The 15,345-nt window shown below is 54.7% G+C and carries 15 protein-coding genes, 2 tRNA genes, 2 other RNA genes and 1 pseudogene; 3 read left to right on the top strand and 17 right to left on the bottom strand.

Features of this window, described 5'->3' with window-relative positions:
* The first annotated feature begins 77 nt into the window (after positions 1–77).
* Complete coding sequence (gpmA, locus tag GTU79_RS07785; protein ID WP_132922769.1) at positions 78–830, top strand: 2,3-diphosphoglycerate-dependent phosphoglycerate mutase; 753 nt, start codon at positions 78–80, stop codon at positions 828–830.
* Positions 831–900: 70 nt separating this feature from the next.
* Here the strand turns inward: gpmA and aroG are convergent, their stop codons facing one another.
* Complete coding sequence (aroG, locus tag GTU79_RS07780) at positions 901–1,971, bottom strand: 3-deoxy-7-phosphoheptulonate synthase AroG (RefSeq protein WP_203523133.1); 1,071 nt, start codon at positions 1,969–1,971, stop codon at positions 901–903.
* Between the two features lie 310 nt (positions 1,972–2,281).
* On the opposite strand from aroG, the gene GTU79_RS07775 reads away from it, so the two are divergent.
* Both GTU79_RS07775 and zitB read left to right on the top strand, forming a co-directional pair.
* Positions 2,282–2,638 (top strand): protein YbgS, encoded by a 357-nt coding sequence (locus GTU79_RS07775; protein ID WP_214513817.1) that lies wholly within the window; start codon positions 2,282–2,284, stop codon positions 2,636–2,638.
* A gap of 319 nt (positions 2,639–2,957) precedes the next feature.
* On the top strand, positions 2,958–3,920 hold the full coding sequence (gene zitB / locus GTU79_RS07770) for a CDF family zinc transporter ZitB (protein ID WP_203522290.1): 963 nt from the start codon (positions 2,958–2,960) through the stop codon (positions 3,918–3,920).
* Positions 3,921–3,992: 72 nt separating this feature from the next.
* On the opposite strand, the gene nadA is transcribed toward zitB, so the two are convergent.
* The 16 genes and pseudogenes from nadA to cydA all read right to left on the bottom strand — a co-directional run bounded on the left by nadA (position 3,993) and on the right by cydA (position 15,153).
* Entirely contained in the window at positions 3,993–5,054 is a 1,062-nt protein-coding gene (gene nadA / locus GTU79_RS07765; protein WP_132922772.1) for a quinolinate synthase NadA, read from the bottom strand.
* A 250-nt stretch (positions 5,055–5,304) separates the two neighbouring features.
* Positions 5,305–5,431: non-coding RNA, RtT sRNA (locus GTU79_RS07760), on the bottom strand.
* 44 nt (positions 5,432–5,475) lie between these two features.
* Positions 5,476–5,602: non-coding RNA, RtT sRNA (locus GTU79_RS07755), on the bottom strand.
* A gap of 45 nt (positions 5,603–5,647) precedes the next feature.
* Positions 5,648–5,723: transfer RNA gene (locus GTU79_RS07750), tRNA-Lys, on the bottom strand.
* A 106-nt stretch (positions 5,724–5,829) separates the two neighbouring features.
* A tRNA-Lys gene (locus GTU79_RS07745) sits at positions 5,830–5,905 on the bottom strand.
* Positions 5,906–6,160: 255 nt separating this feature from the next.
* Positions 6,161–6,982 carry a cell division protein CpoB gene (gene cpoB / locus GTU79_RS07740; RefSeq protein WP_203522291.1) on the bottom strand — a complete coding sequence of 274 codons (822 nt, stop codon included), beginning with the start codon at positions 6,980–6,982 and terminating at the stop codon, positions 6,161–6,163.
* Positions 6,983–6,991: 9 nt separating this feature from the next.
* Complete coding sequence (gene pal, locus GTU79_RS07735) at positions 6,992–7,507, bottom strand: peptidoglycan-associated lipoprotein Pal (RefSeq protein WP_132922774.1); 516 nt, start codon at positions 7,505–7,507, stop codon at positions 6,992–6,994.
* Between the two features lie 43 nt (positions 7,508–7,550).
* Positions 7,551–8,843 carry a Tol-Pal system beta propeller repeat protein TolB gene (gene tolB / locus GTU79_RS07730; protein ID WP_132922775.1) on the bottom strand — a complete coding sequence of 431 codons (1,293 nt, stop codon included), beginning with the start codon at positions 8,841–8,843 and terminating at the stop codon, positions 7,551–7,553.
* 141 nt (positions 8,844–8,984) lie between these two features.
* Positions 8,985–10,298: a cell envelope integrity protein TolA gene (gene tolA / locus GTU79_RS07725; RefSeq protein ID WP_214513816.1), complete on the bottom strand. Its 1,314-nt coding sequence runs from the start codon at positions 10,296–10,298 to the stop codon at positions 8,985–8,987.
* Between the two features lie 54 nt (positions 10,299–10,352).
* A complete protein-coding gene (gene tolR / locus GTU79_RS07720; RefSeq protein WP_132922777.1) occupies positions 10,353–10,775 on the bottom strand; it encodes a colicin uptake protein TolR in 423 nt (140 codons plus the stop codon).
* Positions 10,776–10,789: 14 nt separating this feature from the next.
* Positions 10,790–11,475: pseudogene (tolQ, locus tag GTU79_RS07715) on the bottom strand (Tol-Pal system protein TolQ).
* Positions 11,472–11,876, bottom strand: coding sequence for a tol-pal system-associated acyl-CoA thioesterase (gene ybgC / locus GTU79_RS07710; protein ID WP_132922779.1), 405 nt, complete (start codon positions 11,874–11,876; stop codon positions 11,472–11,474). Before ybgC ends, tolQ begins: the two are co-directional and overlap by 4 nt.
* Before the next feature lie 132 nt (positions 11,877–12,008).
* Positions 12,009–12,302, bottom strand: a complete 294-nt coding sequence (ybgE, locus tag GTU79_RS07705; RefSeq protein ID WP_420854171.1) for a cyd operon protein YbgE — start codon at positions 12,300–12,302, stop codon at positions 12,009–12,011.
* Positions 12,302–12,415 carry a cytochrome bd-I oxidase subunit CydX gene (cydX, locus tag GTU79_RS07700; protein WP_132922780.1) on the bottom strand — a complete coding sequence of 38 codons (114 nt, stop codon included), beginning with the start codon at positions 12,413–12,415 and terminating at the stop codon, positions 12,302–12,304. Before cydX ends, ybgE begins: the two co-directional genes overlap by 1 nt.
* 15 nt (positions 12,416–12,430) lie before the next feature.
* Entirely contained in the window at positions 12,431–13,570 is a 1,140-nt protein-coding gene (gene cydB, locus GTU79_RS07695) for a cytochrome d ubiquinol oxidase subunit II (protein ID WP_132922781.1), read from the bottom strand.
* 14 nt (positions 13,571–13,584) lie between these two features.
* Entirely contained in the window at positions 13,585–15,153 is a 1,569-nt protein-coding gene (cydA, locus tag GTU79_RS07690; RefSeq protein WP_132922782.1) for a cytochrome ubiquinol oxidase subunit I, read from the bottom strand.
* Between the last annotated feature and the right edge of the window lie 192 nt (positions 15,154–15,345).

Genomic DNA, 15,345 nt, shown 5'->3' with positions numbered 1-15,345 from the left:
CGGTTGCCGCATCCACCGGGCAGGCAATATAATAAAAGGAGTTTTCACAAAAATCTTTAGACTTTAAGGAGTCAACGATGGCGGTAACGAAACTGGTTCTGGTACGACACGGTGAAAGCCAGTGGAATAATGAAAATCGCTTTACCGGCTGGACGGACGTCGATTTGTCCGACAAAGGCCGTACTGAAGCTAAACAAGCGGGTAAACTGCTGAAAGATGAAGGTTTTATTTTCGATTTCGCCTATACCTCCGTCTTGAAGCGCGCCATTCATACCCTGTGGAATATACTGGACGAACTGGACCAGGCTTGGCTGCCGGTTGAAAAATCCTGGCGTCTGAACGAACGCCATTACGGCGCGTTGCAAGGACTGAACAAAGCCGAAACCGCCGAAAAATACGGTGACGAACAGGTGAAACAATGGCGTCGCGGTTTTGCCGTGACCCCTCCGGAACTCACCCGTGATGATGAACGTTTCCCGGGGCATGATGCCCGCTACGCCAAGCTGACAGAGGCTGAACTGCCCACCACGGAAAGCCTGGCGCTGACCATCGAACGGGTCACCCCGTACTGGAACGAGACGATTTTACCGCGCATGAAGAGCGGTGAACGCGTTATTATCGCCGCCCACGGCAACTCCATTCGCGCCCTGGTGAAATTCCTCGACCATATGAGCGAAGAAGAAATTCTTGAGCTGAATATCCCCACAGGGGTACCGCTGGTTTATGAATTCGACGATAACATGAAACCCATCAAGCATTATTATCTGGGCAACGCCGCTGAAATCGCCGCCAAAGCGGCCGCGGTGGCCAATCAGGGCAAAGCCAAGTAATTTGTCCCGTTGAACCGAAGCGATTGCCGGCGATGAACGCTTTACCGGCAATCGCGTTCACAAAATCAAATCAGGCCGGCTTTTCGCCTTGCAGGCGACGATCGCGCACCGCCTGCGCCAATTCTCCCAGCATGGTTTCGGTGTCGTTCCAGCCGATGCAGGCGTCGGTAATACTCCGGCCATAGACCAGCGCTTCACCGCTTTCCAGGTTTTGATTTCCCGCCAGCAAATGGCTCTCCACCATTACGCCGATAATACCCCGCTCGCCGCCGCTCAGCTGTCCGCAGACATCCCGCGCGACATCCAACTGTTTCTGGTACTGTTTGCTGCTGTTGGCATGGCTGAAATCAATCATCACCTGCGCCGGCAGTCCCGCTTTCGCCAGGCCGTCTTTAACCGCTTTCACATGGTGGGCGCTGTAATTCGGCTCTCTGCCGCCGCGCAAAATAATATGGCAGTCGGCGTTGCCGCTGGTATTGACGATGGCGGAGTGCCCCCACTTCGTTACGGAGAGGAAACAGTGCGCCGCGCCCGCGGCGTTAATGGCATCGATAGCCACTTTAATAGTGCCGTCGGTGCCGTTCTTGAACCCAACCGGACAGGACAGGCCCGATGCCAGCTCGCGATGGACCTGGGACTCGGTGGTCCGGGCGCCGATAGCGCCCCAGCTCATCAAATCAGCGACATATTGCGGCGTAATCATATCCAGAAACTCGCCCGCGGCCGGCAACCCGCTATCGTTGATGTCCAGTAATAACTTGCGGGCGATGCGCAAGCCGTCGTTAATCTGAAAACTATGGTCCAAGTAAGGGTCATTGATCAGCCCCTTCCAGCCCACCGTGGTGCGTGGTTTTTCAAAATAAACCCGCATGACGATTTCCAGCTCGTCCTGTAATTGATTCCTCAGCGCCAATAAACGACCGGCATACTCTTTTGCCGCCTCGGTATCATGAATGGAACAGGGTCCGATCACCACCAGCAGACGATCGTCATTGCCTTTGAGGATGCGATGAATGGATGCCCGGGCGGCGGCAACGGTTTTGGCGGCCTGTTCGGTGGCCGGAAATTTTTCCAAAAGGGCCACCGGCGGCAGCAATTCTTTAATTTCTCTTATTCTTAAATCGTCATTGAGATAATTCATAAACTTTAGTTCTCTGCGCACCGCGGCGCCTGGGGATAACTTCATGATATATGCCGGATAATCTAGCCCGGCAGACTTCGTCTGTAAATGCGCATTTCGGGCATAAGCCAACTCAAAGTTGATCAATGCCGATTGTTGGCTATGCTTAAACAATGATAAGCCAAAAATAACCGGCACTTAACCTGCCGTATTCATTGGCTTAACATTTTCTTGCGAGGCCCCCGGATGCGCCTTAAACAGGTTTTCCGATCGTGAAAAATGTAAAAATGCGGGCTTTCATTCACCCCCAGTCCGAAAGAGGGAAAATATTATGCAAACCACCACCCTAAAGAACATGGCAATGTTTTTTTTGGCAGCGGTAATGACTTTGGATAGCAGAGCAGCATTAGCCGCGACGGCAAGTTCATCCAACGATACCGGCTCAACCTCCAATAATGGTCAGGAAAATCAATCGAACAGTCCCGGCGCAAAACAGAACCTGCCGCCTAATAATGTCGATAACAGCAAGATTAACACCAGCAATACCGACAGTTCCAATATGAGCGCCAGTGACATTGATAAAAATACCAAATGCAAAGATGGTAAATGTCCTAACATCAACAGCAAAGTCCAAACTGGTCCCGGTTCAACGCCCAATGGGACAAAAACAGACGGAACGACACAGTAAGGCTATTTAAGTATTTCTGTTCAAATACTCTGATTAATGCCGCACTTTTATATAGCGCCATCTTTTACTGAGTATTATACCGGGAATCAGGCCATGGCCTGATTCCTTTTTTTATTCGGATTTCACCACCGCATCCGGCCATTGACGCGAGCATATCCCGCAGCCGTCGATACGTTACCTTAGGGGCAGCCACACCGAACGCCCCGGTGCTTTTTGGTAAAAAATAGCTGCATAAAATTTTACGGTAACTTTCGCAATCACCGGTATACTCGAGGTAAATGCGTTTCATTTATGACTTTATTCATTTTAAGGTACCCTGATGGCGGCTACACACAATCATGCGCATGGCGCGGCGGAAAACAGCAATAACCGGCGGCTGCTGGCGGCGTTTGCCATAACCGCCCTGTTTATGGTGGTGGAAGTCGCGGGCGGCCTTTTTACCGGCTCGCTGGCGCTGCTGGCCGACGCCGGACATATGCTCACCGATGCCGCGGCGCTGCTGATGGCGTTGCTGGCGGTCAGGTTCGCCCAGCGCAAACCCAATAGCAGTCATACCTTCGGTTATCTGCGCCTGACCACCCTGGCGGCGTTTATCAATGCCCTGGCCCTGCTGGTCATCACTCTGCTCATCGTATGGGAAGCAGTCCGGCGTTTTTACCAGCCCCATCCCATCGCCGGCTGGCCGATGTTGATCATCGGGGTGGGCGGCCTGGCGGCGAATCTGCTCTCTTTCTGGATGCTCCACGGCGGCGAAGGGGAAAAGAATATCAATCTGCGCGCCGCCGCCCTGCATGTCCTGGGAGATTTGCTGGGTTCGGTGGGGGCGATCGTGGCGGCGGGAGTGATTGTTTTCACCGGTTGGCTGTATATTGACCCCATATTGTCATGCCTGGTGTCATGCCTGGTGCTGCGCAGCGGCTGGCGGCTGTTGCAGGAGAGCCTGCATGAGCTGCTGGAAGGTACGCCGAGTCAAATCGATATTGAAAAACTCAAACGCGATATGTGTCTTAATATCCCCGAAGTGCGCAACATCCATCATGTGCATGTCTGGCAGGTGGGTGAAAGACCGGTGATGACGCTGCATGCCCAGGTCATTCCCCCCTATGACCACGACGCCCTGCTTCATCAGATCCAGCACTACCTGCTGGATCACTATCAGATAAGCCACGCCACCGTACAAATGGAGTACCAGCAGTGTCCGGAGGACGATTGCGGTATTACGGTAGACACGGTGGAACCGGCACATGCCCATGCCCACGCACATGCCCATCACCCGCATTGAATGCCGGCAGCCTCAGTCCGCCCGGCAAGACGCGGGAACGCTCCATCCCTGGCATCATCCTCATTGTCAGGTTCAGGCATTGCCGGTGACCTTGACATTCAGCCCGGCCGCGAACGACAACATGCGGTTCAGCGGCACCAGCGCCTTGTCACGCAGCCCTGCAGCCACATGCACTTCATGCTGTTCCCCTCCCTCTTCAAGTCCCCGTGCTATGGCTTCAAGGCCGTTCATGGCCATCCAGGGACAATGGGCACAGCTGCGACAGGTTGCTCCATCGCCGGCGGTAGGGGCTTCCAACAGCATTTTATCGGGGCAGGCTTGCTGCATTTTGTAAAAAATGCCCCGGTCGGTGGCGACAATCATCTGCTGCTGCGGCAGCCTTTTCGCGGCCTGAATGAGCTGGCTGGTGGACCCCACCGCGTCGGCCATCTCCACAATCGCCTGGGGCGACTCGGGATGAACCAGTACCGCGGCCTCGGGATAAAGGGCCTTCATACGCAGTAGCGCCTGGGTTTTGAATTCGTCATGGACGATACAGGCACTTTGCCAGCAGAGAATATCCGCCCCGGTCTGTTGCTGCACGTAGCGGCCGAGATGACGATCCGGCGCCCAAATGATTTTTTCACCCAGGCCGTCCAAATGCTCGATAAGTTCCACGGCGATACTGGAGGTGACAACCCAGTCGGCACGGGCTTTCACCGCGGCGGAGGTATTGGCATAAACCACCACGGTGCGATCGGGATGAGCATCGCAAAAAGCACTGAACTCTTCAATGGGACAGCCCAAATCCAGCGAACACTCCGCTTTGAGGGTCGGCATCAGCACGGTTTTTTCCGGACTGAGAATTTTTGCCGTTTCGCCCATAAAACGCACACCGGCCACCAGCAATGTGGTGGCGGGATGGGTACTGCCGAATCTGGCCATCTCCAGGGAGTCGGCCACACAGCCGCCGGTGGCTTCCGCCAGCGCCTGGATCTCAGGGTCAGTATAATAATGAGCGACCATTACCGCATTGCGCCGCTTTAACAGTTCTTTGATTTTGCTATAATAAAACTGCTTTTCATCCACGCTGAGCGGCCGTGGTTTAGGCGGAAACGGGTAAATGGCAGCATTGGTATCCAGTAGCTCAATCATCTTTATCTCGCATATATTCCGGTGCAAGGGCAACATGCCGACCTGTGCCAGTGGGTCTGTTTACGACCTGAATGTTTTATATACTAAACAAAATAATCAAATTTGCAGCAAAAGTCCCCATAAATTTGTGTTATTTTGTATATTTGTTTAGTTGAAAGGATTCTAGCAAGATGTTGGTAGGTGGTGCAGGACGACTCGTGCGATATAAGCGTTAAGTGGAAATTTGCTGCTAGGGGAAGTGTTTTGAAAGTGGTGGGTCGTGCAGGATGACTCGGCCTTTGGCCTCGCCCTTCGGGTCGTTGCCATACGGCAACGCTGTCTCGCTTCGCTCGGCTCAAACCTGCGCAGGTTCTCATCCAGCACGACACGTGGAATATTTACGTTTTGAGGAAATTTGCTGCTAGGGGAAGTGTTTTGAAAGTGGTGGGTCGTGCAGGATGACTCGGCCTTTGGCCTCGCCCTTCGGGTCGTTGCCATACGGCAACGCTGTCTCGCTTCGCTCGGCTCAAACCTGCGCAGGTTCTCATCCAGCACGACACGTGGAATATTTACGTTTTGAGGAAATTTGCTGCTAGGGGAGGTATTTTTGAAAGTGGTGGGTCGTGCAGGATTCGAACCTGCGACCAATTGATTAAAAGTCAACTGCTCTACCAACTGAGCTAACGACCCACTGGGGCGGTGTTATGCGAAAGGAGCAAAACACGGCAAAAAAGAGTTACTCGCCGGGGCAAATGCTATCCCGCGAGCGTCACAAAAAATTGACCTGGTCGGATGATGGTGGGTCGTGCAGGATTCGAACCTGCGACCAATTGATTAAAAGTCAACTGCTCTACCAACTGAGCTAACGACCCTTTTACCCGATTTCTTACTGCTACCCTGGACAGAACGCTTTCCCATGGCAACGGCGGCATATATTACTAATTAATTAATTCTGCGCAACCTAAATTTCCAATAGGAGCGTTCAACTGCCTGATCTTCGAGCACTCAGGCCTAAACTAGGTGATTAAACCACGTTCCAGGCCAGAATATACCCATCATACTTCAAGTTGCAGGTGCGTTGGCATTACACGGCCCCGCCCTGCCACTCAAATTTTTTGGGTATAGCCTTATAGACCAGCCAGACGTTTTTGCGCCTGCTTGGCTGAATCGGTATTGGGATAAAGTTTGATCACCTGCTGGTAAACGGCCTTCGCTTTATCAGTTTGGCCTTTTTCCTGCATGATTACCCCGACTTTAAACAGCGCTTCGGAGCTTTTCGGCGATTTGGGATAATTTTTGACCACCAACGCGAAATAATATGCCGCGTCGTCTTTTTTACCCTTGTTGTAATTCAACTGTCCCAGCCAGTAGTTGGCATTGGGCTGATAGGTTGAATCCGGGTAGCGTTTGACAAAATTCTGGAACGCAATGATGCCTTGATCGTACTGTTTTTTCTCAAGCACCAAGGACACCGCCGCATTGTAGTCGGTATTGGCATCGCCCGTGGCTGCACCTACCGCCGGAGCTGCCGCCGCGGGGGCCGCATCCTGGCCGCCGCCGGTGTCATTTGACGCCGTCGCCGTGCCGCCGTCCGTGGGGGCCGCGTTTTGGCTGCCTTGCTGACCCTGCCCACCCTGGCCGCTACTCAAGGTGTCCAGTTGCTGATAGATCTGTTTTTGGCGATCCACAACCTGCGAGAGCTGATACTGATTTTCCTGGATTTGACCCCGGAGAGAATCGATATCGCGCTGGGTATCGGCAAGCTGTTGCTGAAGTTGAGTTAATAGCTGGGCGTGAGCGTTAGTGATACGCTCAAGCTGAGTGACCCGGTCTTCCACCGAGCCGGAGCCGACATTACTGATTGGCGCTTGGGCAGTAGCAGCCCATGGGGCTGCTACGCCAACCAGCAACGACAGACTGATGATAGATCGTCTGAAGTTACCGCTCATGCAATTCTCTTAGTATACCAGTACGGCACGACGGTTTTTAGCGTAAGCCGCTTCGTCATGTCCCAGCACAGCCGGTTTTTCTTTACCATAAGATACGATAGAGATTTGATCGGCAGAGACGCCTTTACCCTGAAGATACATTTTCACGGCATTGGCACGACGTTCGCCCAGGGCGATATTATATTCCGGCGTGCCGCGTTCATCCGCATGACCTTCAACTGTCACTTTGTAGGATGGATTGCTGCGCAGGAAGTTAGCATGCGCGTCCAGCATTTGAGCAAAATCAGAACGAATATCGTACTTGTCGAGATCAAAGTAAACGATATTGTTCTTCTGCAGTTCTTGCATCTGCAGGCGAGCCTGTTCTGTGGAGGACGAATTATTTGCACCGCTATTGTCCATACCAGTGCCAGCGCCCATGGAGGTATCAGCACCATTGTTAGCGCTTTTGTGGGAACTACACGCGGCGATAGCCAGTACTGGCACAGCCAACATCAGCCCTTTTAGCACTTTGTTCAGTTGCATCTCATTTTCCTTTTATAGTTTGCCATACATATTTACACATGCATCACAGATACGGAGACCAGGCAGGAAATTTTACCTGTCCATCAGTCGCCGGAAGACGCGCTTTGAAACGCCCATCAGTCGAGACCAGCTGTAACACGGAACCCATTCCCTGTGTGGAGCTATAGATTACCATTGTGCCATTGGGAGCGACGCTAGGCGTCTCATCCAGGAACGTGGCCGACAATACTTGAACGGCTCCCGTAACCAGATCTTGTTTAGCGATATGTTGAGCGCCACCATCGCTGCTGACCATGACCAGGAATTTCCCGTCCGCGCTCACATCCGCATCCTGATTCTGAGAACCTTCCCAGGTCAGGCGCTGCGGACTACCGCCGTTGATACTCACTTTATACAGTTGCGGACGACCGCCCTGGTCGGAAGTATACGCCAGGGTCTGATTGTCCGGGAACCAGGTCGGTTCCGTATTGTTGCTGCGGCCATCAGTGACTTGCCTGATCTGGCCGGAGCCCAAATCCATTACATACAAATTCAAACTGCCCGTCTTCGACAGGGCGAACGCCAATTTACTGCCGTCAGGAGAAAACGACGGCGCGCCGTTGTGCTGCGGGAAGCTGGCAATCTGGCGGACGTTGCCGTTGGCCAGGGTTTGCACCACCAGGGCGGAACGGCCGCTTTCGAAGGTAACGTAAGCCAGTTTGCTGCCGTCCGGCGACCAGGCCGGTGACATCAGGGGCTGAGGCGAACGATGGACCACGAACTGGTTGAAACCGTCGTAATCGGAAACGCGCAGCTCATAAGGATACTGCCCGCCGTTGGTTTGTACCACATATGCAATGCGTGTGCGGAACGCGCCCTTGATCCCGGTCAACTTTTCGAAGGATTCGTCGCTGACGGTATGCGCGGCATAGCGCAGCCACTGCTTGGTCACCTTGAATTGATTCTGGGACAGCACGGAGGGAGCGCTGCCGGAAGTATCCACCAGCTGGTAGCTCACCACATAACCGCCGTCGGCGCCGGGCTGGACCTGGCCCACCACCACGGCGTCAATGCCGAGGGCGGTCCAGGCAGCCGGGGTCACTTCCGCGGCGGTGGCGGGCTGCTGCGGCATACGGGCGGGGTCGATGGGGTTGAATTTGCCGCTGTTGCGCAAATCCGCCCCGACGATGGTGCCCACTTCCTCAGGAGCGGCTCCCGGACCGGCCCATTTGAAAGGCACTACGGCGATAGGTTTTGCCGAGTCCACCCCCTGGGTGATCTCGATTCTCACTTCGGCATGAAGTATGGATGCCCATAAAAATAGTAAACTTAGCGCTACTCGAAATGCCTGCTTCATTTCATCTCCCATACCGACGCGTTACGCCCCGATAAATTAGCAGAATTTTAGCCAAACTTCTTAAACATAACTACAAGGACCAGGCTGACAACATAGTCTAAATCTTAAAGATTTACCTTGCCATTTAGACTTCTTTACCGTTTATTGCGGTTTAAACGTAACTACCGCATCCTTGAATGCTTCAGCAACTTGCGCACTAGGCGGTTTCGGTATTCTTGCCAGTCGGGCCGCTGAAACCGCCGCCTGGCACAACGCCGGATCGCCCCCTTCTGGACTTACGGAAATCAGCATACCGTCCGGGGCCAATTTGATACGCAGATCACAGATTTTGCCGTTAAATGACGGATCCGAATAAAATTTCTGCTGAATTGCCGCTTTCACCTGGCTGGCATAGCCATTGATTTCCGCGCCGGTCGCCCCGCTCTGCTTGCTGTTGCCGGCGCCTGCGGGTTTGCCCCCCTTCGTGGGACCGCCGCCGGCTTTCGGCGCGTTCTTGGAATCCGTCAGGCCTCCCAGCAGATCATCGACCTCACTGGAGTTCTTGGCGGCGGCGGCCGCAGCGGCTTTCTTGGCATCTGCGGCGGCTTTTTTCGCCGCGGCGGCGCTGGCCTTCGCCTCGGCGGCGGCGGCGGCTTTCTCCTTGGCGGCTGTGGCGGCGGCGGCTTTCTCTTGCGCGGCCTCCGCGGCATCGGCTTTTTCTTGCGCCGCTTCGGCGGCGGCCTGCTTGGCTTCTTCCGCGGCCTTGGCCTTGGCGGCCTGTGCCGCCTTGGCCTGGGCCGCCTGTTCCGCCTTGTCTTGAGCCGCCTGCTGCGCTTTAGCCTGAGCGGCGGCTGCCGCGGCGGCATCAGCCTGCTTTTTCGCCGCGGCGGCAGCGGCGGCCGCTTCCTTATTGGCTTCAGCCTGGGCCTGCTTTTTCGCTTCGGCGGCCGCTTTGGCCTGCTCGGCGGCGGCTTTCGCTTGCTCGGCCGCTTCGGCCTTGGCCTGGGCCGCCGCCGCTTCAGCCTGTTTCTGCTGCTCTTGCGCCTGTTTAGTGGCGGCTTCCGCCTGCTGTTTTTGCAACGCGGCCTGCTTTTGCTGCTCGGCCTGCTGCTCTTTCTGCTGTTCGGCCGCTTCCTGCGCCGCCAGCCGGTCCTTCTCAAGTTCCTTCAGACGCTGCTGCTCGGCCGCCTGCTTCTGCTGCAGCTCTTCAGCCTGCTGCTGAGCCTGCTTTTCACGTAATTGCGAGGCACGCTGAGCATCCGTCTGCTGATTCTGTTCACGGTTATACTGCTGTACCACGGCACCGGGATCGACCATAACCGCATCGATAGACGAGCCGCCTCCCCCGCCGCCGCTTGTGTCGACATCCTGCGTGTAAGAACTCCAGATCAGAAAACCGAACAGGAGAATATGCAGGATAATCGAGACAATAATGGCACGTTTGAGCTTATCGTTCTGTTCGGTTGCCTTTACCACAATCGATTCCCAAAAACAGGTTTGCCAAAAAGAGCGCGCATTATCCGCATGCCATCAAATAGGCTGGGTCATCAGGCCTACCGACTTCACGCCGGCCTGATGCAGCAGATTCAGCGCCTTGATAATCTCATCATAGGGCACGTCTTTCGCGCCACCAATCAGAAATACCGTTTTGGGATTGGCCGTAATGCGGGATCGCGCCTCGGCAACCACCTGTTCCGGCGGTAATTGCTCCATACGGTTGTGGTCCACCACCAGACTGTACTGGCCGACGCCTGCCACTTCCACGATCACCGGCGGATTATCGTCACTGCTCACCGCTTTCGAATCCGTCGCGTCCGGCAGGTCGACTTCGACGCTCTGCGTAATTATCGGCGCCGTAGCCATAAAAATTAATACCAGGACCAACAACACATCGAGCAAGGGAACGATATTGATCTCTGACTTCAGTTCTCTGCGACCGCGTCTCCGGGCCATGTTCTCCCCTCCTTCTACTTAGCGCTATCGCTGGCGAAGGCCTGACGATGCAGGATGGCGATGAACTCTTCGGTGAAATTATCGTAATTCTGATCCAGCTTGTTCACCCGCTGGCTCAGCCGGTTAAAGGCCATAACCGCCGGAATGGCGGCAAACAGGCCGATGGCCGTGGCAATCAGCGCTTCGGCGATACCTGGAGCAACCATTTGCAGGGTGGCCTGCTTTACCGCGCCCAGTCCGATAAAGGCGTGCATTATACCTCAAACGGTGCCGAACAATCCGATATACGGGCTGATTGACCCTACGGTGCCCAGGAAGGGAATATGGGTTTCAAGGGCTTCCAATTCCCGGTTCATGGAGATGCGCATGGCGCGGGAAGCGCCTTCCACCACCGCTTCCGGCGCATGGCTATTGGCCCGGTGCAGTCTGGCGAACTCTTTGAAGCCGGAGTAAAAATCTGCTCGGTGCCGGTTAATGTGTCGCGGCGGGTTTGGCTTTCCTGATAAAGGCGGGACAGCTCGATTCCGGACCAGAACTTATCCTCGAACGCTTCAGCCTCACGGGTCGCCGAATTGAGAATGCGTGTGCGCTGGATAATGATCGCCCAGGATGCAATGGAAAAGCATATCAAAATCAACATGATCAGTTTAACCAGAAAGCTCGCTTTCAGGAACAGATCAACAATGTTCATGTCAGTCACTGCTTGAACTCCGCGACAATAGACTTAGGAAGCGCAATTGGCTTCATTTGGTGTGGATCGATACAGGCAATCAAAACATCCGCCCGGCTGAGAAGCTGCCCTTCAGCATTCAGGATGCGTTGCGCAAAAATCAGGGAGGCACCGCGCATTGAAACGATTTCACTTTCTACCAGGAGCAAATCGTCCAGACGCGCTGAGGCGAGATAGTCCACCGTCATTCGCCTTACCACAAAAGCAATATTAGCGCTTAGTAAGGCTTGTTGGTGAAAATTATGCTGGCGCAGCATTTCGGTACGGGCCCTTTCATAAAAAACCACGTAACGAGCGTGATAGACCACACCTCCGGCATCGGTATCTTCATAATAGACCCGTACCGGCCATTGGAATAACGTATTACTCACTGTATATCCCAGCAACGCAAAACAACGGTGCTTACTATACGCAAGACCGATCACGTTTGGAATAAATTCCCTTTGCGGAATGAAAATAATTATGTAATGAAGGCTGCGGCCGCCATAACGCAGCCGCAACAGCTAATAAAAGACGTAAACCAGCGCCGCCGCCAGGACAATCAGGGACGCCAAAGGCAAAAAGCATAACCGCCAGCCCCACCGGCGCGGCCGAAAGCCGGTGCCGTGAATGACGCCGGCGCATACCGCCCACACCACCAGCAGGTTGTGCCAGGCATTTAAATGACTGGTCTGCACGGCAAAACGCGCCGGCATCCAGAACACGCAACCGGCCAGCACCAGCGCCAGGATGAGCGAAAGAGCCCGCAATGGGCTCTTATCGGTAACACCATAGAGTCGGTCGACCAGGGTTTTGATCACCGGACGTCGTTCTCCCCCTGGCTGTCTTCATGATGCTCAAGCGCCAGGGCGGTGATGATGCCGAAGGAGCAGGCCAGAAGCGTTCCGAGAATCCAAGCAAAATACCACATTTTTCAGCTCCTTACTCAGTACAGGGTATGCGTGTTTTGTTCCACGTGTTCTTTAGTGATGCGCCCGTACATCTTGTAGTAGCACCAGAAGGTATAGAGCAACACGATGGGGACAAAGATCACCGCGACGCCGGTCATGACCTTCAGCGTCAGCAGGCTCGACGTGGCATCCCACACAGTCAGGCTGGCGTTAGGCATCGTTATCGAGGGCATGATGAACGGGAACAGGGTTATACCCGCCGTGAGAATAATGCAGGCAATGGTCAGCGAGGAAAAGACGAAGGCCCAGGCCCCTTTACCGGTACGGCTGAAAAGCAGGGTCAGCAACGGCAGCAGCACGCCCAGCGCCGGCACTATCCATAGCAGCGGATACTGATGATATTTCACCATCCAGGCACCTGCCTGGTGCGCTACTTCTTTATTCAGCGGGTTGGAAACGGCGTTGGTATCGATGGCCGACGTAATGGTGAAACCGTCGATACCGTACACCAGCCAGAAGCCGCCCAGCAGGAAGGTCACCAGCGTCAGCAGGCTGGTAGCCTGGCTCACGGCGCGGGCGCGCACCAGCAGTTCGCCTTCAGTGCGCATCTGCAAATAGGTGCCCCCCACGGTGAGGAACATGCACAGGCTGACGATACCGGCCAACAGGCCGAATGGGTTCAACAGCTGGAAGAAATTACCGGTATAGGACAGACGCAGGAATTCATCCACCTGGAACGGCACCCCCTGCAACAGGTTGCCGAACGCCACGCCGATAACCACCGGCGGGATGAAACCGCCGGCGAACAGGCCCCAGTCCCAGGCATTGCGCCAGCGGGGATCGTCGATTTTGGCGCGATATTCAAAACCTACCGGCCGGAAAAACAGCGATGCCAGAACCAGGATCATGGCGATATAAAAACCGGAAAACGCGGCGGCATACACCATAGGCCAGGCGGCGAACAGCGCGCCGCCGGCGGTGATAAGCCAAACCTGGTTGCCTTCCCAGTGGGGAGCGATGGTATTGATTAACACCCGGCGTTCGGTATCGGTGCGGCCAAGAAAACGCATCAGCATGCCGACGCCCATGTCAAAACCGTCGGTGACGGCAAAGCCTATCAGCAGGACACCAATCAGCACCCACCAGATTAAGCGAAAAACTTCGTAGTCAAACATGGCAAAAGCTCCTGTTAATGTGCTTGCTGCACGGCGAGCGTCGGCTGCTCGAAGTGATAACGGCCGGTTTTCAGGCTGCTCGGCCCCAGGCGCGCATACTTGAACATCAAATACATTTCCGCTACCAGGAACAGGGTGTAAAGCCCGCAGATTAGCCCCATGGAGAACAGGATATCCCCGGCCGTCAGCGTGGAATTGGCGACGGCGGTGGGCAGGATCTCACCAATCGCCCAGGGCTGGCGGCCGTACTCGGCCACAAACCAGCCGGCTTCGATGGCAATCCATGGAATGGGGATGCCGTACAGCGCGGCACGGTGCAGCCAGGTTTTTTGGCCGATACGGTTACGAATCACGCTCCAGAAGGACATAGTGATAATGATGAGCATCAGCACACCGCCCAGCACCATGATGCGGAACGAGAAGTACAGCGGCGCCACGCGCGGGATTGAATCCCGGGTAGCGCTCTGGATCTGTTCTTCGGTAGCGTTGGCCACGTTATCGGTGTAACGCTTGAGCAGCAGACCGTAGCCCAAATCCTGTTTAACCTGATTGAACTGGCCCAGCAACGCCGGATCGGCATTGCCATGACGCAATTCCTGCAGCAAAGCATAGGCTTTCATGCCGTTGCGAATACGGATTTGATGCTGCGCCATTAAATCCTTGATGCCGGTAACCTGCCGATCCGTAGAGCGGGTGGCAATCAGACCCAAAGCATAAGGAACGCGGATGGAGAAATTATTTTGCTGCGTCGCCTGGTTGGGAATGCCGAACAGGGTAAAGGAGGCCGGAGCGGGCTGCGTTTCCCATTCGGCTTCGATGGCCGCCAGCTTGGTTTTTTGCACGTCCCCCATTTCGTAGCCGGATTCATCCCCCAGTACGATAACGGACAGGACCGCCGCCATGCCGAACGCCGCCGCGATGGCGTATGAGCGTTTGGCAAACGCGGTGTCGCGGCCTTTAAGCAGGTAATATGAGCTGATGCCGAGGATAAACATCGCGCCGGTGCAGTACCCGGCGGCCACGGTATGAACGAATTTGACCTGCGCCACCGGGTTCAGCACCAGGTCGGCGAAGCTCACCATCTCCATGCGCATGGTCTGATAGTTGAAATCCGACGCGATGGGATTTTGCATCCAGCCGTTGGCCACCAGTATCCACAGCGCGGACAGGTTGGAGCCCAAAGCCACCATCCAGGTCACCGTGAGGTGCTGGGTTTTGCTCAGGCGATCCCAGCCGAAGAAGAACAGGCCGACAAAAGTGGACTCGAGGAAGAAGGCCATCAACCCTTCAATGGCCAGAGGAGCGCCAAATATGTCGCCGACGTAATGGGAGAAATATGACCAGTTGGTTCCGAACTGGAACTCCATGGTCAGGCCGGTGGCTACACCCAGGGCAAAATTGATACCGAACAATTTACCCCAGAACTTGGTCATATCTTTATAAATCTGTTTGCCCGACAGGACGTATACCGTTTCCATTATGGCGAGTAAAAACGCCAATCCCAGGGTTAACGGGACAAATAGAAAGTGGTACATCGCAGTTAAGGCAAACTGTAACCGTGACAGTTCGACGACATCAAACATTTTGACTCCTTGCTCCTCACAGGATGGATCCCACGTGCGGTAATCTGGCGCTTCGATGTACCGAAGCCCTGCAACAACCCGCGGTGAATAACATACCCGCCATACCTCACGTTGCAGCTACGTTGGCTTTCCTGCAACGTGAATTATTTAAGGTATAAAAACTTTATAATTTTTCCGGCCTGCGGTTTACCC

The sequence above is a fragment of the Sodalis ligni genome, assembly GCF_016865525.2.
Classification (GTDB): domain Bacteria; phylum Pseudomonadota; class Gammaproteobacteria; order Enterobacterales; family Enterobacteriaceae; genus Acerihabitans; species Acerihabitans ligni.
The sequence above is the reverse complement of the archived record's forward strand: the minus strand, read 5'-3'. Positions and strand labels throughout refer to the sequence as shown.

Excerpts from the sequence above, each read along its gene's own strand:
- tolB (WP_132922775.1), bottom strand. The coding sequence starts at position 8,843 with ATGAAGCAGGCATTTCGAGTAGCGCTAAGTTTACTATTTTTATGGGCA.
- aroG (WP_203523133.1), bottom strand. The coding sequence starts at position 1,971 with ATGAATTATCTCAATGACGATTTAAGAATAAGAGAAATTAAAGAATTG.
- tolR (WP_132922777.1), bottom strand. The coding sequence starts at position 10,775 with ATGGCCCGGAGACGCGGTCGCAGAGAACTGAAGTCAGAGATCAATATC.
- pal (WP_132922774.1), bottom strand. The coding sequence starts at position 7,507 with ATGCAACTGAACAAAGTGCTAAAAGGGCTGATGTTGGCTGTGCCAGTA.
- nadA (WP_132922772.1), bottom strand. The coding sequence starts at position 5,054 with ATGATTGAGCTACTGGATACCAATGCTGCCATTTACCCGTTTCCGCCT.
- zitB (WP_203522290.1), top strand. The coding sequence starts at position 2,958 with ATGGCGGCTACACACAATCATGCGCATGGCGCGGCGGAAAACAGCAAT.
- gpmA (WP_132922769.1), top strand. The coding sequence starts at position 78 with ATGGCGGTAACGAAACTGGTTCTGGTACGACACGGTGAAAGCCAGTGG.
- cydA (WP_132922782.1), bottom strand. The coding sequence starts at position 15,153 with ATGTTTGATGTCGTCGAACTGTCACGGTTACAGTTTGCCTTAACTGCG.
- cydB (WP_132922781.1), bottom strand. The coding sequence starts at position 13,570 with ATGTTTGACTACGAAGTTTTTCGCTTAATCTGGTGGGTGCTGATTGGT.
- cpoB (WP_203522291.1), bottom strand. The coding sequence starts at position 6,982 with ATGAGCGGTAACTTCAGACGATCTATCATCAGTCTGTCGTTGCTGGTT.
- cydX (WP_132922780.1), bottom strand. The coding sequence starts at position 12,415 with ATGTGGTATTTTGCTTGGATTCTCGGAACGCTTCTGGCCTGCTCCTTC.
- GTU79_RS07775 (WP_214513817.1), top strand. The coding sequence starts at position 2,282 with ATGCAAACCACCACCCTAAAGAACATGGCAATGTTTTTTTTGGCAGCG.